This window comes from Paenisporosarcina cavernae, from assembly GCF_003595195.1.
In the GTDB taxonomy this organism is placed as follows: Bacteria; Bacillota; Bacilli; order Bacillales_A; family Planococcaceae; genus Paenisporosarcina; species Paenisporosarcina cavernae.
On record NZ_CP032418.1, the window covers coordinates 2,041,895 to 2,062,489 of the forward strand.

Consider the following 20,595-nt stretch of genomic DNA (forward strand, 5'->3'; position numbering starts at 1 on the left):
GGAAGTGTATCAAATACTGCTCATAAATTCACGTACACTGCCTCAAGTAAAAACATTCCAATAACTGGTTGTCTGCTGTGAATATTCTGATAATGTAAATAGTAGATAGTAAAGAAAGGAGAATCTACATGACAGAATCGACAGAAAGAATGATTCACGTCCAAGATCTTCGTAAAAATTATGGTAATTTCCAAGCGGTGGATGGCATTTCATTCCACGTAAAACAAGGGGAAATATTCGGCTTACTTGGACCAAATGGCGCTGGGAAATCCACTACAATCGAAATGCTTGTCGGACTTCGAAAACCAGATGGTGGAACTGCAACTATACGCGGATTTGATGTCGTTCGTGATTTACATCAAGTTAAAGAAGTAATTGGCATTCAGCTGCAATCTACCACATTATTTGAATTGTTAACGGTAAAGGAAATACTTGAACTGTACGCTAGTTTTTACAAGAAAAGTATCCCTCTCGAGCCGTTAATTGACGATATGTTATTAACTGAAAAAACAAATAGCCGCATTAAAACGTTATCTGGCGGTCAAAAGCAGCGTCTTGCGATTGCGTTAGCTCTCGTCCATGATCCATTCATTATCTTTTTAGATGAGCCAACAACTGGTCTCGATCCGCAAGCACGCCGCACGCTATGGGATATCATTTTAAAGCTAAAAGACAAAGGGAAAACGACTGTGTTGACGACCCATTACATGGATGAAGCTCAAGTTCTCTGTGATCGAATCGCAATAATGGATCAAGGAAAATTGATTGGACTAAATACGGCAAATGGATTGATTAAGCAGTTGAATGCAGACAGCACGGTGGAGTTTTTCGCGAAAGTGGAAATCGCGACTGCTGAATTAGAATCGTTAAACGGTGTTTTGCAAGTAGAAACAAGAAAAGGACGCTACACATTATTCACCAACGACCTACAAAATACGCTTGTCTCTCTACTCCAATTTGCGAATGAAAGAGACATCACGCTGAGCGATTTACAAACACATACAGCAACGCTTGAAGATGTCTTCATTCAAATGACGGGAAGGAGTTTGAGAGAATCATGAGAGCATACGGACAATTAACACTGGCTCAACTTCGAATTTTTATGCGCAACAAACAAGTGCTGTTCTGGACGCTCGCCTTTCCTATTTTTTTAATGGTCATGCTTGGGTCGTTTTTAGGGAACGGAAATTCCATGTCCGTTCAATTAGCAATTGTAGACGAAGATAATACTGAAGCATCGAAAGGTCTTCAAGATGCCTTGCAGAAAACGACAGGGCTTGAATTGGAAAAATTGGCATCAGCATCGGATGCTAAAGCGGCAGTTAAAAATGGGGACTCTCAGTTAGCGCTTGTCATTCCAAAAGGGTATGGGGATTCTACTAAAACTGCTGGAAGTTCCACATTTGAGCTCCCGATTTTGTTTAATGAAACAAATTTAACCGTTTCCCAGCTCGGCTTAACGCTTGTCAATAGTGTGATTGACGGAATTAGCAAAGCACAAGTGAACTATTCTCCTAGCCTTGTAACCGCTCCAGAGGGAGTCGAATCTGTGGAACTTGAATATATCGATTTTCTTGTTCCAGGAATTCTTGCAATGATGATTATGAGTAACAATATGAACGGAGTTGCAGGGCAAATTGCTGCTTGGAGAGAACGAGGTATTCTGCGCCGCATGCAAGGGACAACACTTCGCGCTTCTACCTTTATCTCTGCTCAAATTACGGCGCGACTGGTTCTCAATGGGCTACAAGCCATCATCGTCTTACTAGTCGCAAATCTCATTTTTGATGTGAAAGTAAGTGGCTCATGGTTCAATCTCTTGCTCTTTGTCATTTTAGGCACGTTAGCATTTATGGCAATCGGATTCATCATTGCAGGCATTGCGAAAACACCAGAAAGTGCTGCACCAATTGCAGGATTTTTGTCGTTCCCTATGCTATTTCTTGGCGGTGTGTTCTTCCCAATCAGTAATATGCCGGAATTTTTACAACCTATCGTCGAAATTTTACCCATTGCTCATTTAACACACGCACTTCGAGAAACGATGAACGTGGGAACACCAATTACCGATTTAGGTTTAGAAGTACTCATCCTATTTGCATGGCTTGTTGGAGCATTTTTTGTGGCAAGTCGAACATTTAAATGGGAATAGTAGTCTTCATTTGAAACGAATAGATGGAACAAACGTATAACTAGTAGGAGGTGTGTCGAAATGGAATGGATGATGATTGTCGCAGTGTTTTTCATGTTTGTTCTCATCGGTTCATTTTTAAATGTACTTCTACGAACTACACGGAAAACCGACTGGCTGATGACCGTGGTGTTTAGTCTATTCATGGCGGTCATCACAATCGGTATATTGGGTCTATAAGATCGTTCTTTTTGGATGTTTGTTTTGGAGAGATACGTAATGGAGGAAATCGGATGAAGAAATGGATTGCTAACCTCGTGATGATGGTCGCATTATTGGCTATTAGTATTTATGCGTACACAAATTTTATAGCTGAAAACAATTCTAACGATCTTGCAAAAGTATTTGACGAAGCTAATGAGATATATCAAGACGCTAGCATCGTTGTGCGAGCAGAATTTCCCAAGGAATATGATGTAATTGATAATGGTTCAAAAAAAGCTGTGTATGACATCAACATCCTAGAAGTCCTCAAGAATGACTCGAAGGTAGCGATTGCACGGAACGACACGATACCTTTTTCTCAACATTTCTCTTATACCGACTCTTCCTCTGGAAATGAAACATTCTTACTGAAAAAAGATGAACACGATATAAAAACCGGAGAGTATTTGTTGTTTTTGAATACGTATGAACAGAATGGTTCCAACGAGTTCGTTTCCAATACACCGAATCATTTGTATCAAAAAATCACAGATGGCCGATATCAAAACATTCGTGGATCGTCGTTAAAAATACTAAACTTACAAAATCTTTACTAAAAAAATCGCGAGATTTAGTTGTCTCGCGTTTTTTTTTTGGTATGAATGATAAAACGCGCGAAAGCAGAAATGTAGGCAAACACTCTAATCTCATGGTATTCGTTTCTCCATCAGTACTACTTACACGTACTGATTAAAATCAGTGTCTTTTGGAAGCATAGACTTTATAAAGGCTATATCATCCTCGCTCACGTTCGGCGCAAAAAATTCTGTACCCCAATGTTCTGAATGGAAGGTTGTTTTAGCATCCTTTTTTAAGAAAATAGAGAACCACTTAATCTCCTTATTTTCTGTGAGAAAGTAGTTCAGAAGAGTATGAATGCGATTTTCTGTTAATTCGCCGCGAAAGATTGTTGGTTGGTAATTATTAGGATAATTAGAGGGGTAATCAAATAATGAAATAGCTTCCTTAATCACTTCCTTCTCCTCATACCAACAATGGATTTCAATCATGTTCGATTTATTGATAAAGTACTGCATTAATGGCATCCAGAATGATATATCTTCTGGTATAGGAATATCTTCATTTATTTCGTTAAAACCCGTTGGAACCGTAAAATGTAATTGGTACGTAGTCAATTCCAAAACCCCTTTTTGCTTTAGCTTGCCGATAATTATCATGACTATATAGGAAAATGTAAAATCTGTCACTAATGACTAGTCTTTCCTGCTACTCAATAGGAATTCCATATACTTCTCCAAGTGATGATTTCTGCTGTTAAATAGACAAAACAAACCTTATGATTTCGACTTACGAGATGCCATCACAAGGTTTGCTGTTTTTCTACTAGATGTATTTTATTTAAAGGGCACCAATGTATTGCAATTCTTTTGCAGGTTTATTATCCGCTTTTCCATCCAAGAGAGCGGCAACATCTTTCAATGTTTCTTTCAATGAAACAGATTGTCCCGCTTTTTTCGTAAATTCCTCTGCCACATAAAAATTTTGTGTGAAGTATGCTTCTAAACGTTCTCCAATCTTGTACGTATGCAAATCTGATTCTGCAATGCGTTCCATCCCATGATTCGCAACGATTGAACGTAATTCACGATATCTTCGAAGTACTTTCTGTGCTCTCTGACGAAGTGTAAAATGATCTTCACTTACACTTGTATCTTCCATTAGCGACGAGGTAGAAATTAACGGGTTCACCGCAGGATATAAATGTCTTGCAGATAAATCTGCATCCAGTTGCCAAATCGTATCTAACGGACCGTAAGGCATGTCGTCATCCATTACTTCACCAGATACATCAATCATTAAGGTGGTGACATTACGAATTGCGTTTTCTTCCATCCAGTCTCGAAGATCTAGCAATTCGGCAGATTGTAATCTGCTTCTATCGGTGAATAAAATCATGTCATTTGAAGATTTAAGAGCTTGTTTCGTTTCTTCAAGTGAACGCGTCACTGCATCGGCGAACTCTTCGATTTCTTCCACTTCTTTTGTATTTGCTGAAGGCGTCCATAAAATCGTGTGATAGTCAGAGTTTTTCAAACGATGTAATAACTCTGCGACGATGACAACTTGCCCCATGCCGGGTCTAGCAACAATCCCGGTCATTCCACCTTTTATCAATGGTGCAAAGAAATCTAGTGCTTTAATGTTCGTTTCAATCATGTCCATATCTCCTTCACGAATGATTAAGTCGTCTACCTTACACTTTGCGAGTTCCGCTAACCCTACAAGAGTCCGAACTTCTGCTTTCCCTAAATCAATTTTCCCTGTGCTCAAATTGGAAACAGTTGCTGGTCGAATTCCAACTGATTTTGCAGCTGTCGTCAAATTTGGAACACGTTTACGAAGCAATTCAACGTTTAACCGGATATTTTCCATTTCCACCCCTCCTTACTTCATATCGTAATTTATTTTACGTTTAAGCGCAAGTATTTTTTATTTAAAAAGTAAATTTTATAACTCTATACCGCAAATACTATATATTAATTCTTTTTATTCCCTTTTATAATGTCAGCTTTTTAGAAATTAAAGGATTCTTTCTCCTCGATAGAGAATGGTATAGATTCACGCAACAAATTCTTTTAAGGGAGGAAATGGACATGACGTACAAAGTTCAACCAATCGATGACTTAACAACGCTTGATGTTTCCCCATTAGTTTCGAAAAGTGAAGAAGAAGGGTACCGCTTTTTATCACGACTTGTACATGATTACGAAGATGGATCCAACCGATTTGATAAACAAGGAGAAGCATTGCTAGGTGTGTGGGATGATAACGGAGAATTAGTGGCCATAGGAGGTTTAAATGTGAATCCCTATAGCGCAGAAGCAGGACAGGCAAGACTGCGACGTTTCTACACGTTACCTCAAGTTCGACGAAAGGGCGTCGGTTCTCTTTTATTAAAAGAACTGGTAACACGAGCAAAGGAGAATTTCACAGAAATTAATTTACGAACAGATTCTGCAAAAGCAGACGCATTTTATCGTGCGAATGGATTTACGGAAACGCACGATACACCAGATGTCACGCATCGATTAGTGCTTTGATAAGGAGAAATTTTCGCTAAAAATTTCCTTTTGTTCGATTAATATATCGAACATACGTTCTATTTATGGTATACTAGAATCTGTAAGAGAAGAGGTAAGTTGGGCGGTTGGTTACACCTTTACTGGAGGTGATGCCAATGACGATATTTGAATCGATGAGTATTTTAATGCAGTTTGCGACTGTATTGATCTCGTTTATCGGCTTAATCTTGTCGCTATTCTTTTTTTCAATGAAAAAGAAATAGCCGCCCGAATGCTGTAGCAGGCTCGGGGCGACTAATTTCTTGTTTGCTCGAGCCAACCGCTCTTCTTGCGGGTAAGCTCTTACAAAACCGAGTGTTGACGCACTCGGTTTACTTTATGCTTTTGTACTATAAGTATACCTGTTGACCTTCGTATTTTCAACTATTCACTGCCTTTTGTACTAGCTCTTTTTTCCGCATGCTCAGAAAGTAGTGTCACATGCCAGACCATGTGATCGCTGCCCTCTCCCCAATGGTTTTTAAACCAGTAAGTTGGATTACCAAATTTCTTTCTCCACACCTTTTGCGCAAGAGGAAATCCACTGTCTAAACAGAAAGAAGCTTCGTTTTTCGATTGAAGTTCGCTCAGCATATGTTTCACTAACTTACTCCCGATTCCATTTCCTTGATAGGAAGGATCGACATAGATGGTACCTAGCTCCAAAACGTCATCTAATTTCCCTTTTGTCAGTTCATGAATGAGGGCATTGGACTTCCCAAGCGTAATCGTACCCACTACTTTTTCTTCCACTTTTGCAACAAGAAAATACGGTGCAGTTCCATTTGTACGAAAATGGGATGCCAACTTTTCTTTCTTTTCTTGTATTTCGTCTTTTAATTCTTCTGCTAAATGAGAAATACCATTCACTTTGTACGTATGGGTTAATACATTTTCAAAAAATTTCTCGATTTGTTCTTGATCAGCTCTTAAAGGAGCTTGAATACGAATTTGCATATTATTTCCCTCATGATTATGTTCCGCAATATGTTTTAAACGAATCGTTTGATGGCGGAACGGCTGCGTATTTCTCTTGTTCTGGTGAATAGGTATATGGATTCTTTAATACGTTGAGTAACTCAAGCACGAGCTCATTATTTCCTTCATTAACTAATGCAGCGAGTGCATTTTCTACTAAATAATTTCTAGGTATGATGGCTGGATTGTGCTGCTTCATAAACTCATTTGACTGCGAAATGGATTGTTCTTGATTTGCACGTCTCACTTCCCACTTTTCTTTCCACTGGAGGAAGTTTTCCGTCTTAAATAACGCTATTCCTTCGAAAGTATTTAGCGCGAATGCTCGGAACGTATTCGTATAATCGGCGGCGTGAATTTCCATCAGTTCGAGTAATTCTCCGACTAGTTGTTCATCTCCCGCTTTTTCCTCAAATAATCCTAATTTCGCACACATTCCCTCCATCCATTCCCTATGATAGATTTTGGGGAATTTCTGTAGGATCGTTTCAGCCAGTTCAATCGCTCGATCTTCTTCTTCGTGAATTAAAGGTAACAAGCTTTCCGCTAATCGCATTACATTCCAGTGCGCAATGGGGGGTTGATTGCCATAAGCATATCTTCCTTGCACATCGATTGAGCTATACACCGTATTCCTTGCATAAGTGTCCATGAATGCACAAGGACCATAGTCAATCGTTTCCCCGCTAATAGTCATATTATCCGTATTCATCACGCCGTGAATAAACCCAACCAACTGCCATTTCGCTATAAGCTTCGCTTGCCGTTCCATAACAGCTGCTAAAAAATTTTCATATTTGTTTTCATCATCAGCAATTTCTTGGTAATGTCTTGCAATCGCATAATCAGCTAGTTTCATTACATCATCTAATGTGCCAAATTGACGAGCAAACTGAAACGTCCCGACACGCAAATGACTTGCAGCTACTCTAGCAAGCACAGCACCTTCTAACTTTGACTCTCGGTAAACTGATTCACCTGTTGTTGCCACTCCTAAGCTGCGTGTCGTCGGAATGCCGAGTCCGTGCATTGCTTCACTAATCAAATATTCCCTGACCATCGGACCCAGTGCTGCGCGTCCATCTCCCCCTCTTGAATAAGAAGTAGGACCAGCTCCTTTTAATTGAAGGTCGACCGTTTTTCCTTGAGGAGTTTGCCATTCACCGAGTAAAATAGCGCGTCCATCTCCAAGCATCGTAAAATGACCGAATTGATGTCCCGCATAGCTTTGCGCAATTGGAACGGCATTTTCAGGGATGTCATTTCCAGTGATGAAACTAGCGGACAGCAGTGCTTCGTTTATACCAAGTTCTTCTGCTAACGCATTATTGACCAAAATAGTTTTCGGAAAAGGAGCGCGTGCAGGCAATTGCTTGGAATAAAAGATGTCAGGTAACGTGATATAAGAATTATCGAGTGTGATGTTCTTGTTCATGAATCTCCCTCATTTCAATTGGTGATTAATCGTCCATGATGTTTACTATTCGTTCTTCCATTCTACCTTATACGTGACACGAAATAAAAAGCTGATGATTACCGAACGAATCGACAAATCATCAGCTGGTTTATTTTTTAAAACATGCCCCAACTGCTTGGATAATCGCACCGCGAAACCCATCAGCCTCAAGCGATTCAATTGCACGAATGGTTGAGCCATTTGGAGTTGTTACATCGTCTTTTAATTTCCCAGGATGTTGGCCAGTCTCTAGCACCATTTTTGCAGCTCCTAATACCGATTGTCCAACTAGCTGATACGCAAGGTCACGAGGCACTCCGTGTCGTACCGCACCATCTGCAAGCGCTTCGATAAACATATAGACATATGCTGGTGAAGAGCCACTGACTGCGGTGATCGTGTCCATCAGTCGTTCGGGAACTCGTTCCGCTTTTCCAAAAGAGGTAAACAATTGATCGAGCTTCTCAATCTCCTCTTCAGAGACACATGCATTCGGACAATAGGCGGTCATACCTTCGCCAACGTATGCGGGAGTGTTTGGCATAATTCGTACGATTTTCGTACCTTCTGGGAATAAATCTCCAACCTCGTTTAACGTCACGCCAAAACCGGCAGTGACGATTAATGTGTCTTTTCGGATAGCTGGTGATATTTCTTTTACAACTTCTAAGAAATCGTGAGGTTTTATTGCTAAAAATAAAATATCCGTCGAGGAAGCAACTTCTTTATTGTTTGTTTGTACGTTGATTCCAAACTTATTGACGATCGATTCTCTTGTAGCATGTGTTCGAGCAGTCGCAACAATTTGCTTCGGAGAATAACCACCATAAGTTATCATTCCATGAATTATCGCTTGTGCCATTTTTCCACAGCCAACGAAACCAATCATTGTATCCATCTCCTCAACTCCCACTTGTCTAGTTGATCTGCCCTACACTCTTAGACTTGCACGGAATCCTCTAGCCGCATAATAAGACTCCGCTCCATTATGATACGTAAAAACCGTATCATAGCGTCGATCACAAAATAGTGCTCCACCAAGCTGACGAATTTGCGAAGGGGTTTTAATCCAACTAGACGTTTTCAAATCGAATTCTCCTAACTTTTGCAGTTCACGATACTCTTCTTCGGTGAGAATTTCCACACCCATTTCTTTGGCCATCGCAATTGCAGAAGATCTAGGTTTGTTTTGTTTTCGTGCATCTAAGGCTTCTTGGTCATAACAAATACTTCGTCGTTCTTTCGGACTTTCTTTCGCACAATCCACGAAAATATACTCGTTTGATTGTTCGTTGTAACTAACCACATCCGGTTCTCCACCGGTCACTTCCATTTGGTGAACAGACCATATTTTTTCCGGATTATTTTCCAATTTAGATTGAACTTTCGACCACTCAAGACCACTATGTCTATTTTCGTTAGCGACAAAACGTGCTTGTAAAGTACTGATAAATTGGTCCTTTTGTTCTGCAGAAAGTACTGATGACATTGAAATTTCTCCCTTCTTGATAAAGTTACAGCTAAAGAATTTAATCTACATTTTTTTAATAATTTATTGTTCAAACAAATGGTTAAAATAATGCCGACGTTCATGTAGCATTCTCAACACGATTATTTTATTTCCTTCTATCCGATAAAAAATATAATTCTTTTCGATGTAAATTTTTCGGAGATCAGTAGCGACAGTAATTTCTTTTGACAAACTAGAACCTAAAAAAGGAAATTCTGCTAAATTGGATATCGAATACATTACTTTTCGAACTACATCTAAAGCTATCTCACTATCCCATTGTACTTTCAGATTTTCATAAAGATTATCTAAGTCAGTTGAAAAACGTTTTGTCAGTAATATTTCCATACTTATAATCCGTATCTTGCTTTCACTTCATCCAAAGTATATGACGTTTCATCTCGAGCAGACTTTTCTCCTTCTTCAATTTCAGCCAACAGTTCAATTGTCGCTTTTAATTTCTCTAATTCTTCTATTTTTACGATGGCATATTCACCGCGACCATTCCTTGTCAAATACACTGGACTATTTTCTCTAACTTCACTTAAAACTTCCGAATAATTTCTTAGATCGGAAATGGGTTTTATATTAGGCATCACGAACACTCCTTTATGCAAATTATACTGCAAATGATTGTATCCTTCCAATATTAACGTGCAAATTCGCAGGGTGAATTTGCAGCATTAGGTAGCGCGAAAATATTGCAACATGAAACTAGTATCAAAAAACCGCAAGAGAAATTTTCCTGAATCTTAAGTTCATATTCCCAAACTATTTTCTTAGGTTGCTGCTAGTTAAAAGACTATGGCTATACGTCATATGTCAGCAAAGATGAAGTATGCTCAAACTTCCACATATAAAACTCTATTTATTAGCCATTTATCTCGCCATTTTTTCCTCCAATTAAAAAAGACAGCAAGAGAATGTACGTCTCTTTGCTGCCTTTTGTATTATCTATCCGTTGTGTTTAAAGAAAATTGCTCAAGTAATTCTCGTACTTCTTTAGTGGATTTCGTATTCATCAGTTGGTTTCGTAGTTCCCCAGCCCCACGGAATCCTTTGACATAAATTTTGAAGAAGCGGTGCAGTCCTGTAATGGAACGAGGGATTTCTTCTTGATATTGATCGTGAAGATCAAGATGCAACATTAACAACTCTAAGTATTCTTCACTAGTATGTTCTTTTGGCTCTTTTTCAAATGCGAATGGATTTTTGAAAATTCCTCGGCCAATCATGACACCATCAATTCCATACTTTTCGGCAAGCTCTAGACCAACTTGACGGTCAGGAATGTCCCCATTGATCGTAAGTAGCGTATTGGGTGCGATTTTGTCTCGCATTTCTTTAATCTCGGGAATCAGTTCCCAATGAGCATCTACTTGACTCATCTCTTTTCGAGTACGCAAGTGAATCGACAAGTTGGCAATATCTTGCTCGAGGATATGTTTTAACCACTCTTTCCACTCGTCAATCTCCGTATAACCTAAACGTGTTTTAACACTAACCGGTAGGCCACCCGCTTTTGCAGCTTGAATGATTTCTGCTGCAACTTCTGGTCGAAGAATTAGTCCGCTACCTTTCCCACGAGATGCAACATTTGGAACAGGACACCCCATATTAATATCGATTCCCTTAAATCCAAGATCGGCCATTCCAATACTCATTTGACGGAAAAACTCGGGCTTGTCTCCCCAAATATGCGCAACCATCGGCTGTTCGTCTTCCGTAAATGTTAAGCGGCCTCGAACACTTTTCATTCCCTCCGGGTGGCAATAACTTTCCGTATTCGTAAACTCTGTAAAAAACACATCTGGTTTTCCTGCTTCACTCACCACATGTCGGAAAACAACGTCTGTTACATCTTCCATTGGCGCCAAAACAAAAAATGGTCGTGGTAAATCACGCCAAAAATTCTTGCTCACGTTTCTTCAAATCCTTTCCTTACTTTGAATAACCCTATCTATTTAATCAGTCGATTATGGACCATCATTCAATTTAACAGCAATCAGAAAATTGGAACTTTTGTATGATTCCTTCGTCTAACTTAACTATTATAAACACTTCGTTTTTTGAAATCCATAGAAAAATGCTAGCCACAATTTTACTGGACTAGCACATCTACTTTATTAGTAATAAATTGCCCGAATAATTCATCTGAAGAGTAATACATATCAAAAGAAATTACGTACATGTAAGGTACGCATATAACGTTTGGCGGTGAGAAATTGAAGAAGATTATTTTTATAATACTTATTTTTGTGATGGCTATTAGTTATTTCCGGAACAATATACCAAGAAATACTGATTTAGAGAAAACTCTTTCTTCCAAGGTTGACGAATCCGTTTCAAATGAAATAAATCTTCATGGTGTCACAGAATTCCAATGGACTCAAGCCTATTTATTCGAACCCTATACATCCCAAGAAACGATGAATCAACAAATAGGCATTAAATTCACCGATTCTAGTAACATCTCTCAGCGAGATGATATCTATTTGTTGGTTTTTGTAAACGATGACGAGATTGTACAATATGCAGAAGTAAAGCGTCATCAATCCGATTTTTCGATTAAGCAGAGCGACATACTTACACCTGAAAACTCTATTATCACAATTACAAAGCATTCATAAGAAAACGGTGAGTAGGGAGTGAAAATTGTATCCGAATCCTTTTATAAAAAGGAACGAAGGAGGTACTGATGAAATCATTTTGCCGTTTGAATATATTGTCCTCGCTCTATGGATTCTCTTTTTTCATGTTTCACGCTTTATATGTCTATCAAGAATTGATCATTTCCAAAATACCCCTTCCAAAGAATATGTCATTAAGTATTTTAACTGTTGGAGTTATCTTTTTATTTGCCTTGTCTATGTATCTCGTTTTTTATGTCACCAACAAATGGCTGATTGGAAACATCCGCTTTTTCACGATAATTTTATGGTTTCCATATTATTTACTGCTGAATTATTTCCTCTTTTCAACGGTTCTCCAAGATATCCCACCACAATTTGAACTTTCTCCAGGTAGTGGTTTTATCGTTTTATTTGCGGTTGGGCTTTATCCAATGCTAATAGGAACGATGAATGTGATTTCAGGCAATACTGATATGGCTCCGTATTCTCGCACGTAATTCAATACTTTAAAATTATCGTTCAATTAGTCTCTTCATTAGATTATTCTAAAACTACAGTTATTCATGATAAGTGCTTTGAATCTGTCACAACTAAGCATGAATTGACAGGAGCTTTTATTTTCAAGTTGCTACAATCATTTTAAGGAGTTGAAGTCATGGCATGGGTAGAATCCATACAAAAAGCAATTGATTACATGGAAAAAAATTTAATGGAGAATTTGACGATTGACAGTATTGCGAAACAAGCCAACGTGTCAGCTTTTCATTTTCAGAGAACGTTCTCCGTACTAACCGATATTACGGTCGGTGACTATATAAGAAGACGTCGACTAACATTGGCAGGAGAGGAATTGCTGACAACGGATACTAAAGTAATCGACATTGCCCATAAATATGGATATGAAACTCCCGAGGCTTTTTCCAAAGCATTCCGTAGACAGCACAATCTTACACCAAGTGACCTGCGGAAGAGTAAGGGAAAGCTGCAATCCTATAATCGCCTGATGATCCAGGTAACCTTGAAAGGAGCAAATCCAATGAAGTACAGTGTTATCGAAAAGAATGCGTTTCAAATTGTGGGCATTAAGCGAGAATTTTCTAGTGTGGCAGAGGAAGAAAATGTAATAGGCATCCCGGAACTTTGGGAGGAAGTAAATCATAATGGAACTTGCGATCAGCTGTTTCAATTAAACGATGGTGTAGTTAAAGGTGTCTTAGGGGTTTGTGGGGAAGTTAGCAAAGAGCAAAAAGATGTGAATGTATTTGACTATTGGGTGGCGACTTCTTACGCTGGAGAAGTTCCAAATGGAATGCTTAGCTTAGAACTCCCTGCTTCTAAATGGGCGGTATTCGAAGTACATGGACCTATGCCTACCGCGATGCAAAATGCGTGGAAACAAATTTTCTCGGAATGGTTCCCTTCCACTGGATATCAACATGCGGGTACTCCAGAGTTTGAATTGTATTCAGATGAAGATCCTAATTCTCCAGATTTATACTCGGAGATTTGGATTCCGATTAAATAAGTTCAGAGTTGAAAATAAGGTGCCAACGCAATAAACAATCGTGATTATTTTCACATTATTGAATGTGTAAACTGTCTTAATAATTATTTGCGCTGGCATCAGTTTTTTATGTTTCCTCTTGAGCTATAGAGTCAAAAACAATCTATCCACTATATTCTATTTATTGAATTTTCTCCATTTCCCTTCTGATACAACTTTCACTTCTCCATCCACTACTTTAATCGCGGTTTCATCATCGATTGCATAAGAGGGACCATCTAGTTTAGCTGCCCACGTTTCAGCTGCAGCCATGGTGTTCTCTGGTAGCATTTCATGATCTAGATGAGGGAATATAGAAAAGTCGACTAGTTGTAAACCCTCATCATTTCCTTCCGGAGGAGTCCAATCAACAAAAAACTCGCCAATGTTCGGTGCCATGACCATACTTCCAGCACTTAATCCAACATACACAACGTCTAATGATGGAAAAAGATCTGCAATTCCTGATTTCTTCATCCAGTAGCTCAAAAATAGGGGATCTCCTCCGTTAACAAGAATGACATCTGCTTCTTTCACCATCGGAACCCAGCAAGATTCATCAATACTTGGCAATGCTGTGAGTTCTAAGACCCCCATGGATTTCCACCCTAACTCACACATAGGACACGTCGATTCGCCACTAAAGAATTCCCATGCTCGATAACCGCCTCCTGGAATTGCATAAATGGCGGTGGGGATACTAATCGCCGTTGATTCAGCGATTGGTTTTCCAACTAGTTCGACTAAAGCTGTTTCGATACTTTTGTTTTTAATACCAGCGGATGTAAGCAGTAGTTTCATCGTTTCACGCTTCCTTTCAAGATTGTGTTATTAACCAAAACGAAATATTTTACTCAATTTATTAACAGCTTAAAATCACTTTTTCAATGAAAACAAAAATTTCGCCACCACACATACATTCTAGAGGAAGTAATTGGAACCCTTTATTTTAAAAATTTTACTAGAACGGACAATAAGAAAAATATCAAAGCAAAAGAAGAATAGAGTGTGTATAACTCTTTGAAAAAGAAAAAAATGCAGCCCCATGTATAAATTGGGACTGCACGTATTAACCTAAATCAATTTTATTTATAGAGATTTAATGGCTTCTTTCACATCTACATCTCCAGAAACTACTTGAAACTCTTTTCCAATAGTGGATTCGTTCACCAGACACTCTAAAATAACGCGAGCGACATCTTCTCGCGGAATATCATGAGGTTCTACTTTTGTAGCTACATTGACATTTCCAGTTCCACTGTCATTTGTTAACGCTCCTGGATGAACAATTGTGTAGTCCAAATCTGTTGCTCTTAACCATTCATCTGCATAGTGTTTTGCTACCACATACGGTGCAAAAGACGAATCGGACGATTGGATCGCTTCTCGAGTAGTATCGTACGAACTAACCATGATAAATCGTTTTACACCGGCTTTTTTAGCTGCCTCAATTGTTTTTACTGCGCCATCAAGATCAACTAAAATAGTTTTATCATCACCTGTTTTAGGTCCAGATCCTGCTGTAAATACAATCGCATCGACACCTTCTGCTGCTTTCGCAATGGCAGGAATGTCCCCTTCTAAATCAGCCATAACAGTTTCAACACCTAACTCTTTGAAATGCGGAGCTTGTTCTTCTTTCCGAATCATTACTTTTGCTTCTACGTTTTCTTGGTCTTTTATAAAAGAAACGAGATGTTTCCCAACTTGACCATTTGCTCCAACGATTAATGCTTTCATTGATAACATCCTTCCTTTCTTTTTGCATAAATGTACTATACCCGGAAAGGAAGTGACTAAATCAATGGAATGTGCTGATCAGACCGATTTTTCATCAGAGAGCCTAGGTTTATACTTCAATCAAGTGGATTTCAAGATTACTTAGAATTGTTAATACTGTACTATGGCTGATTTGTGGGAAAATGTTCTCTGGTTGCACTTCTTAAGCGTTCTTATCACCATTTTCTAGATTTTACATTCCCAAATAGCCCATTTTCCTCAAATCTTCATACACAATCCAAGAGAATTTTTTTCTACCCTTACTATTTAAATGATCTGGATCAATGAAATATTTTTCCTCATCGGCAAATCGTGAATCTTCCATATAATTTAATAAAGGCACATCTAATTCAAGAGACTGAAGATGTTGGAATACTAATTGGTTCATGAGCTCATCTGTGAAATATTCTCGATAAGAAGAATGCACCGGCTCCAAAGTTAACACAACTGAATATCCTTTCGATTTACACAACTCTACAATCTCCTGAAGCTGTTGAACATTTTGGTTTATCGTATTTTGTTGTATTGCAATTTCATAATCTTCTATTACTTTTTCGTACTTACTTTCAGAATAATTTCTTCCTTCATTTGCCCAAGGTTTGTGAGAATCCCATTTATATTTCTTCAGTTTCCCTGCAAGAGCAGAGTTAAATCGAGAACTATTAGTACCTGGAGCATACAAATAGCTGTAGTAATCGAGCAAATTAAATGGCTCTATTTCTTCACGGTCTAAGATTCGGTAGTAATTCCCGATGTAATGGACTTCAGAGGAGATAAACGTAATTTGTGAAATAGAGACAATGACTACACCATTTGGTTTTAAATACTCTCCGTATTCTTTCAATAATTTATAATCATATTGAATTGTTTGGGCAGGCAGTGCTAAATCGAGATGCGCCAATCCTGTTGGCTTAAAGTTATAGCCATACATGGAATGGGATGCACCCAAGTTCATAATATCTACAGGATAAGGCTTGTTTTTAAATGAAAGTATCGCGTGGTTTATTCTATAGTCATGCGAATCTTTTACGAACTGATTTACAGGTATAAATAATAAAAATACAACCACAAAGATGACTGCTGCCTTTACACATAAATTCCTCATAGTACATCCTTTCATCTCTGAGCTTCATTTCTAAGTGGAATGTATTTTTTCTTCATCAAAATTCACCATATATAAATTCTTGACCGGATACTCCAAAAATAACGACAGACGCTACGATAAAGATATACACGGCAAGTCTGACATAAACGGAACGATGAGAAAGCCATTCCCAAATCGAGCGATTCTTTCTTTCCAAATAGTAAAAAATGTGTGCGACAACATAGAAAAAAACGAAAATGACTAATTCCACAATAGAGAACATGTCAAACGCATGTAAAAGCTCAACTGGATTCCAAGAGCTTAAAGATAAAAATAGTTGAGCATGTTCCAATCCTTGTTCCCCCGAATCCGAACGGAAGAATACACGAGAAAAACATACGAGCCAGAAGGTAATCATGATTTTCCACCATCGTTGGATCATAGGATGTCTATCTAATCGAATGAAGGAAGCCATTTTTTCTCTTGATGATTTTGTTGCATCACCAAACACTCGGTAAATACCATGGATCAATCCCCACAGGACAAAATTCCAACCAGCTCCGTGCCAAATCCCACTCACTAAAAACGTAATGATAATCGCCACATAAATATCGCTTCTTTTCTTTTTCCCTTTACATAATGGAATAAAAATATAGTCCCGTAACCACAAAGAGAATGTAATGTGCCAACGATTCCAAAAGTCTCCAATTGAAACAGAAAAGTGAGGTTGATTAAAATTTTCCGTTAATTTTATTCCGAGCATTCTAGCGCTACCAATCGCAATATCACTTACAGCAGAAAAATCCGCATACAGCTGGATTGAAAATAAAATCGTAGCTAGCACTATTTGAGAACCTGTCGGGTCTGGACTGTCGTAGACACTTGACACTATTGGCGCTAACCGGTCAGCGATGATTGTCTTTTTGAAAAATCCCCATGCGATTCGCTTCATTCCATAGGTAATATTTTCAATATGAAAACCTTGCTCAACTTTAAACTGTGGAAGCAATTTTCGCGCACGTTCGATTGGTCCTGCTACTAGTTGTGGGAAAAATGCAAAGTAGACGGAAAAATAGCCGAAGTGCCGTTCCGCCTTTTGCTTTCCATAATAAATATCCGCTAAATAACTTATTGCTTGCAGCGTGTAAAAGGATATCGCCAAAGGCAAAACAACTTCTTGATATGGAATGGGGTAATGTAGATTTACTAACTTCGCAATTTCTCGAAGTGTGTCATGCACAAAATGAATGTACTTAAACCAACCAAGACTCAGAAGTAGAAGAATAATGCCTATTTGCATGGCAACTTTCTTTTGTGATTTTGTTTCTTGTTTTTCAATTTGTTGTCCAAATATATAAGTACAAAATGTGCTTATCAATAAAAGTGGGATAAATTGAATGCTAATAAATGCGTAAAAAACATAAGTAGAGATTAGCAGTAGTATCCACCTAAAGCGATGCGGAACTACATAGTAAAGAGAAACAATGATTGCTAAAAACACGAGAAACTCAATGGATATAAATGTCATCTTTTCACCTATAAATAAACTTAACAATTCTTAGAATGCTGGATATAGAAATACAGAGGTTATGGTAAACGTAAAAACTTAGAATACTTGTCCAAACGACTTGAATTTCATAACAACTTCTATTCTGCCCAATTAGGTAACTCCGAATAGAGAATTTTACCAAAATGATTACGCGGGATAGTATCTATTTTCACAATCTTATACCCTTTTAAGTTTAATTTTTCTTTCATTATTTTCTTCATTTGATTTACATCATCTTGCAGTGTATAGATATTTAAATGGTCATCCTTTCCTCCACAGATACAGGTATAACCATGCTCACTTAAAAACAATTCAAGTTCATCTAGACTCACACGATTTCCATAAAGTTTAATGATTCTTTTCTTTCTGCCAGAAATGAAATAATACCCATCCGAATCAAAGTAAGCGAGATCCCCTGTATGAAGCAAAGCCTTATTTTCATCTTGTTTTGAAAGATCACGGTATGACTCCGCGTATCCAAGAGAAACGTTTTGGCCTTTATAAATCAATTCTCCAGTCGTGTAAGGCTGTGTGATTTTAGAACCTGCATCATCTTCTAAGTGAAATTCTCCACCAGGAATAGCAATTCCAATACTCCCAGCTTTATCGCGGTTTTTATCACATGGCAAATAGGCCATCCTCGCCGTCGCTTCAGTCTGACCGTACATCGTGTAAAATTCAATTCCTTTTGCGGAACATATTTCAACAAATTTAGAGAATAATGTTGGCGGTAATTTCCCTCCAGCTTGTGTTAGTTTCTTTAAACTAGGAAGCGAGATATCTTGGAACTTTAGCTTGTCCAATATCTCATAAGAAAATGGTACACCGCCAAAAGTAGTCACGTTATGTTCTTTGCACAAATTCCAAAACTCTTTACTAATGATAGAAGCATCCGTTATCACAATCGATGCGCCTTTAATGAAATGACTATTAATAATGGAAAGTCCATAGGAGTAACTCATTGGAAGTGTCGTTATTGGTTTATCATTTGGACCAATGTCTAAGTATTCGGCAATGGATGCAGCATTGCTGAAAATATTTTCATAGCTCAGTCGTACAAACTTTGGGCTACCCGTGCTGCCTGAAGTCGTTAATAACAATGCAAGACGGTCATCTAGATTATGTTGAATAGGATTCGGCATTTTATACAATGCATAGTTTTCAAATTCAAACGAATGCTTATATTTTGCGGATAGTTCTTGGTGTTCTTTAGTTGCCCAAATGAAATTCGGCTCGTATAGATCAATTAATTTTTGTAACTGTTCAAAGGAAATGGAAGCATCCAATAATAACGGCACTACCTTTCCTCTTATGAATCCAACATAGCCAAATAGTGACTCTTTATTGTTTGAACATAAACAAAAAACGAGTGTCCGTGCACCGATTTCACGAGATATGTCATCTGAAATTTGGATCATTTCAACATATGAATATGCACGCTCAGCATACAAAGCAATCTGGTTCCCGAATTTCTCGATTTTTTGAAAATCATTCATTGATAAAGTCCACTCCCAAACGTGTTAAAATGTCGATTCCACTTTGGTATGAGTTAAACTCGGAAATCCATTCTGAGTCGATAGAGACATCAAAAACATCCTCCATCTCAGATATGAGAATCATATGTCCAATAGAATCCCATTCACTTGAATTTCCCAGTATCAAGTCTTCATTTACCTCATCTTCTTCCAGTTCTAGAATATCTATAAAAGCATTTCGATATTTTTCAATATTTTTCATCATGATCCTCCTTATCATCGGTCTTTGCCCTGACGTTCTGTAAGTAATATTCATAATATCATCATGTTTTCAATTCAACATTTTTATGGAAATATGTGCGATATCTTGTTTTCTTCTTATTAACTTAATACTCATTTATCAGTTGATAACGATTATCATTTTCAAACAAAATTTTAGCACAACTATTTCTCTATGGTCAATGGTCTTAAAAATCGTAAAAGTGCTTCCGTTATAAACAATTTCGATTAATTAAACAGTCATGAATGTTTAAACTTTCATAATAGTTCCGTACACTGGCACCTACAATTAAAAAACGAGCATTCACACAAGTTAATCATATAGGTTGTATTCGTTATGTTCGACTTTCCATATCACGGTGGCAACTAATGATTGATTTTCACAACGTCGGCTACTTTCTTATCGTTGATACACCTAGATTCATTTGGTATAATGAAATTAGAAATTGAGTAAAATAAAAAAGATCGCCTGGTGCTACAACACCAAACGATCAATGTAACAGCAGGTTCCCTTCAAGGGGATTGGCTAAATGAGTGAGATAACCCATCTGAGCGCTAACTCAAGGATGGGTTATTTTTTATGGTTGAATGACAATATTGACACGACTAATGCTGCGAATGTAATTGCAATCATTAATGCTTCGAATACTGACACAGGCACCACCCCCTTTCGAACGGGAGTGAGCCAACCACCCTTGAGTACCTTATTCTATTACTCTATTATTTTACCACACATACGTTCTGTTTAGTATTTAATATCCGGCTTCATACAGGTCCTAGTGCAACAAACATTCGTGATTGTTTAAACATTCATAATAGTTCTGTGCTCTG

General features: G+C 38.0%; 23 protein-coding genes. 8 read left to right on the forward strand and 15 right to left on the reverse strand.

The window, feature by feature from the left end; translation table 11 throughout:
* The first annotated feature begins 128 nt into the window (after positions 1–128).
* From D3873_RS10565 to D3873_RS10575, 4 genes are read left to right on the forward strand one after another with little or no spacing between them, the layout of a single operon-like run.
* Positions 129–1,061, forward strand: coding sequence for an ABC transporter ATP-binding protein (locus tag D3873_RS10565; RefSeq protein ID WP_119883988.1), 933 nt, complete (start codon positions 129–131; stop codon positions 1,059–1,061).
* Positions 1,058–2,152, forward strand: coding sequence for an ABC transporter permease (locus D3873_RS10570; protein ID WP_119883989.1), 1,095 nt, complete (start codon positions 1,058–1,060; stop codon positions 2,150–2,152). Before D3873_RS10565 ends, D3873_RS10570 begins: the two co-directional genes overlap by 4 nt.
* A gap of 60 nt (positions 2,153–2,212) precedes the next feature.
* Positions 2,213–2,371, forward strand: coding sequence for a hypothetical protein (locus tag D3873_RS13460; RefSeq protein WP_162920186.1), 159 nt, complete (start codon positions 2,213–2,215; stop codon positions 2,369–2,371).
* Positions 2,372–2,424: 53 nt separating this feature from the next.
* The gene (locus tag D3873_RS10575) at positions 2,425–2,952 is read left to right on the forward strand and encodes a hypothetical protein (protein ID WP_119883990.1); all 528 of its coding nucleotides are present in this window, start codon (positions 2,425–2,427) and stop codon (positions 2,950–2,952) included.
* A gap of 120 nt (positions 2,953–3,072) precedes the next feature.
* Here the strand turns inward: D3873_RS10575 and D3873_RS10580 are convergent, their stop codons facing one another.
* Positions 3,073–3,531: a hypothetical protein gene (locus D3873_RS10580; protein ID WP_238473772.1), complete on the reverse strand. Its 459-nt coding sequence runs from the start codon at positions 3,529–3,531 to the stop codon at positions 3,073–3,075.
* A 223-nt stretch (positions 3,532–3,754) separates the two neighbouring features.
* On the reverse strand, positions 3,755–4,789 hold the full coding sequence (locus tag D3873_RS10585) for an ATP synthase beta subunit C-terminal domain-containing protein (RefSeq protein WP_119883991.1): 1,035 nt from the start codon (positions 4,787–4,789) through the stop codon (positions 3,755–3,757).
* A gap of 221 nt (positions 4,790–5,010) precedes the next feature.
* Here D3873_RS10585 and D3873_RS10590 point away from each other — a divergent pair, with 221 nt between their 5' ends.
* Complete coding sequence (locus tag D3873_RS10590) at positions 5,011–5,457, forward strand: GNAT family N-acetyltransferase (protein ID WP_119883992.1); 447 nt, start codon at positions 5,011–5,013, stop codon at positions 5,455–5,457.
* A 405-nt stretch (positions 5,458–5,862) separates the two neighbouring features.
* On the opposite strand, the gene D3873_RS10595 is transcribed toward D3873_RS10590, so the two are convergent.
* From D3873_RS10595 to D3873_RS10625, 7 genes are all read right to left on the reverse strand, one after another.
* Positions 5,863–6,435: a GNAT family N-acetyltransferase gene (locus tag D3873_RS10595; protein ID WP_119883993.1), complete on the reverse strand. Its 573-nt coding sequence runs from the start codon at positions 6,433–6,435 to the stop codon at positions 5,863–5,865.
* A gap of 16 nt (positions 6,436–6,451) precedes the next feature.
* A complete protein-coding gene (locus D3873_RS10600) occupies positions 6,452–7,891 on the reverse strand; it encodes a protein adenylyltransferase SelO (protein ID WP_119883994.1) in 1,440 nt (479 codons plus the stop codon).
* 130 nt (positions 7,892–8,021) lie between these two features.
* Positions 8,022–8,810: a pyrroline-5-carboxylate reductase gene (proC, locus tag D3873_RS10605; protein WP_119883995.1), complete on the reverse strand. Its 789-nt coding sequence runs from the start codon at positions 8,808–8,810 to the stop codon at positions 8,022–8,024.
* Positions 8,811–8,843: 33 nt separating this feature from the next.
* Positions 8,844–9,401 carry a DUF4256 domain-containing protein gene (locus D3873_RS10610; RefSeq protein WP_119883996.1) on the reverse strand — a complete coding sequence of 186 codons (558 nt, stop codon included), beginning with the start codon at positions 9,399–9,401 and terminating at the stop codon, positions 8,844–8,846.
* Between the two features lie 63 nt (positions 9,402–9,464).
* On the reverse strand, positions 9,465–9,770 hold the full coding sequence (locus D3873_RS10615; RefSeq protein ID WP_119883997.1) for a type II toxin-antitoxin system RelE/ParE family toxin: 306 nt from the start codon (positions 9,768–9,770) through the stop codon (positions 9,465–9,467).
* Positions 9,771–9,772: 2 nt separating this feature from the next.
* A complete protein-coding gene (locus D3873_RS10620) occupies positions 9,773–10,018 on the reverse strand; it encodes a type II toxin-antitoxin system prevent-host-death family antitoxin (protein ID WP_119883998.1) in 246 nt (81 codons plus the stop codon).
* 354 nt (positions 10,019–10,372) lie between these two features.
* The gene (locus tag D3873_RS10625) at positions 10,373–11,344 is read right to left on the reverse strand and encodes a tRNA dihydrouridine synthase (RefSeq protein WP_119883999.1); all 972 of its coding nucleotides are present in this window, start codon (positions 11,342–11,344) and stop codon (positions 10,373–10,375) included.
* A gap of 303 nt (positions 11,345–11,647) precedes the next feature.
* Here D3873_RS10625 and D3873_RS10630 point away from each other — a divergent pair, with 303 nt between their 5' ends.
* The 3 genes from D3873_RS10630 (at position 11,648) to D3873_RS10640 (ending at position 13,580) form a co-directional block, all read left to right on the forward strand.
* Positions 11,648–12,052, forward strand: coding sequence for a hypothetical protein (locus tag D3873_RS10630; RefSeq protein ID WP_238473773.1), 405 nt, complete (start codon positions 11,648–11,650; stop codon positions 12,050–12,052).
* A 68-nt stretch (positions 12,053–12,120) separates the two neighbouring features.
* Entirely contained in the window at positions 12,121–12,552 is a 432-nt protein-coding gene (locus D3873_RS10635) for a hypothetical protein (protein ID WP_119884000.1), read from the forward strand.
* Between the two features lie 158 nt (positions 12,553–12,710).
* The gene (locus tag D3873_RS10640; protein ID WP_119884001.1) at positions 12,711–13,580 is read left to right on the forward strand and encodes an effector binding domain-containing protein; all 870 of its coding nucleotides are present in this window, start codon (positions 12,711–12,713) and stop codon (positions 13,578–13,580) included.
* 156 nt (positions 13,581–13,736) lie between these two features.
* Here the strand turns inward: D3873_RS10640 and D3873_RS10645 are convergent, their stop codons facing one another.
* From D3873_RS10645 to D3873_RS10670, 6 genes are all read right to left on the reverse strand, one after another.
* Positions 13,737–14,399, reverse strand: coding sequence for a Type 1 glutamine amidotransferase-like domain-containing protein (locus D3873_RS10645; RefSeq protein ID WP_119884002.1), 663 nt, complete (start codon positions 14,397–14,399; stop codon positions 13,737–13,739).
* A 288-nt stretch (positions 14,400–14,687) separates the two neighbouring features.
* Complete coding sequence (locus tag D3873_RS10650) at positions 14,688–15,338, reverse strand: SDR family oxidoreductase (protein WP_119884003.1); 651 nt, start codon at positions 15,336–15,338, stop codon at positions 14,688–14,690.
* A gap of 232 nt (positions 15,339–15,570) precedes the next feature.
* Positions 15,571–16,482, reverse strand: a complete 912-nt coding sequence (locus D3873_RS10655; protein ID WP_119884004.1) for a hypothetical protein — start codon at positions 16,480–16,482, stop codon at positions 15,571–15,573.
* Between the two features lie 55 nt (positions 16,483–16,537).
* Positions 16,538–17,989 (reverse strand): MBOAT family O-acyltransferase, encoded by a 1,452-nt coding sequence (locus D3873_RS10660; protein WP_162920187.1) that lies wholly within the window; start codon positions 17,987–17,989, stop codon positions 16,538–16,540.
* A 119-nt stretch (positions 17,990–18,108) separates the two neighbouring features.
* Positions 18,109–19,506 (reverse strand): AMP-binding protein, encoded by a 1,398-nt coding sequence (locus D3873_RS10665; protein WP_119884005.1) that lies wholly within the window; start codon positions 19,504–19,506, stop codon positions 18,109–18,111.
* Complete coding sequence (locus tag D3873_RS10670; protein ID WP_119884006.1) at positions 19,499–19,747, reverse strand: acyl carrier protein; 249 nt, start codon at positions 19,745–19,747, stop codon at positions 19,499–19,501. Before D3873_RS10670 ends, D3873_RS10665 begins: the two co-directional genes overlap by 8 nt.
* Positions 19,748–20,595 lie beyond the last annotated feature (848 nt).